We start from the raw sequence: 1,895 nt of genomic DNA on the forward strand, positions 1-1,895 counted from the left end.
ACGCTGGGCGGCACCACGGCGACCGTGTGACGGCGCAGGGCGCCCGGCAGCCAGAAGATCATCATCGCCGCGACCAGCGCGACACTGGTGCCCAGCAGCGCCAGCCGCAGCCGGCCGGGCCGGGGGCGGGCGCGTTCAATCGCGGTCATCACCTTGGCGATGGCCTTGATCATCGTGTCGTCGTCGATTTCCAATTGTTCTTCGGCGCTGTGGCCGGGGGCATAAAGCGCCGGGTGCTCGCCGGGGTTCAGGCGCCGCACGGCGGCCAGCGACCAATGCGCCAGCGCGGTTTCCCGTTGATCCGAGATCACCAGCGAGGCGTCGCCGAACGAGACGATCACATCACGGCGCTGGGCCTCGGGGCCTTCGCGCCAAAGACCTGGACTTTCCAGCCGTTCATATTGTGAAAGCGCCGTCATCTGTGCGCTGATACCTGCCCGTTAAATGCCCCTGAGCGGTATGTTATCGGCTTGCTCGGGCGGCGACAATGCGCTGTGACGCCGCCCAGCGGGTTCGGATCAATCGGCCAGTGTTTTCGCCACGGTGCGCAGCTCGAATTTCTGGATTTTCCCGGTCGAGGTTTTGGGCAATTCGGTGAACACCACCCGTTTCGGCGTCTTGAAGCCCGCCAGATGTTCGCGGCTGAACTTGATCAACTCGGCCTCGGTGGCGGTGGCGCCTTCTTTCAGTTCGACAAAGGCACAGGGCACTTCGCCCCATTTCTCATCAGGCTTGGCCACGACCGCGCACAGCTCGACCGCCGGGTGGTGCATCAGCACGCCTTCGACCTCGACCGAGCTGACGTTTTCGCCGCCGGAAATGATGATGTCCTTGGCCCGGTCGGTGATCTTGATATAGCCGTCCGGGTGGCGGAACGCGACATCGCCCGAGTGGAAATAGCCCCCGGCAAAGCTTTCGGCGGTGGCCTCGGGGTTCTTGTAATAGCCCTTCATCACGATATTGCCGCGCAGCATGATCTCGCCCACGGTTTCGCCATCGCGCGGCACCGGGTTCATCTGTTCGTCCAGAACGGTGGCTTCCTCAAGAACCGGCATGGCAACGCCGGTGCGGGCCTTGATTTCAGCGCGGGTGGCCTGATCGACATCGTGCCACAGGTCGTCTTGCCATGTGCATTCGGTGGCGGGGCCGTAGACCTCGGTCAGGCCGTAGACTTGCGTGATGTTAAAGCCCAGAGGCTCGATCTTGGCCAGCGTTGCGGCGGGCGGCGGGGCGCCGGCGGTGAAGACCTCGACGATGTGATCGAACGGCAGGCGTTCGTTTTCCTTGGCGTTGATGATCGCGTTCAGCACGATCGGCGCGCCGCCGAAATGCGTCGCCCCATCGACCGAGATCGCATGATAGATGTTCTTTGCCGTCACGTCGCGGCAGCAGATCACAGTGCCTGCCACTGCCGGCAGCATCCATGTATGGGTCCAGCCGTTGCAATGGAACAGCGGCACGATGGTCAGGTAACGCGGATGGCGCTGCATCTGCCATGTCAGGATATTGCCGACCCCGGCCAGATAAGCGCCACGGTGGTGATAGACCACGCCCTTGGGCAGGCCGGTGGTGCCCGAGGTATAGTTCAGCGCGATGCTTTCCCATTCGTCCTGCGGCAGGATCCACTGGAAATTCGGGTCGGCCTGCGCCAGCAGATCCTCGTAATCGGGGTGGCGGCCGCTGGGCATAAAGCCGGCCTCGTGATCGGCGACCTCGATGATGCGCGGAGCGTCTTCGGCGGCCATGCGGGCGACGGCGGCTTCGGCCAGCGGCAACAGCGCCGCATCGACCAGCACCACCTTGGCCCCGGCATGGGCAAAGGTATAGCTGACGGTCTCGACCTCAAGCCGGGTGTTGATGGTGTTCAGGACCGCGCCGCAGGCGGGCACGCCCCA

1 protein-coding gene and 1 pseudogene are annotated in these 1,895 nt (G+C 64.0%); both read right to left on the reverse strand.

All coding sequences use genetic code 11. The features are described 5' to 3' along the window. Positions 1 to 419, reverse strand: a pseudogene (locus ABYW26_RS14030) (hypothetical protein); the annotation flags it as partial. A 99-nt stretch (positions 420 to 518) separates the two neighbouring features. Continuing rightward, positions 519 to 1,895 (reverse strand): AMP-binding protein (locus ABYW26_RS14035; protein WP_372605537.1); only part of this gene is annotated, 1,377 nt, incomplete at its 5' end.

Source organism: Actibacterium sp. (genome assembly GCF_041584535.1).
Classification (GTDB): Bacteria; Pseudomonadota; Alphaproteobacteria; order Rhodobacterales; family Rhodobacteraceae; genus Actibacterium_D.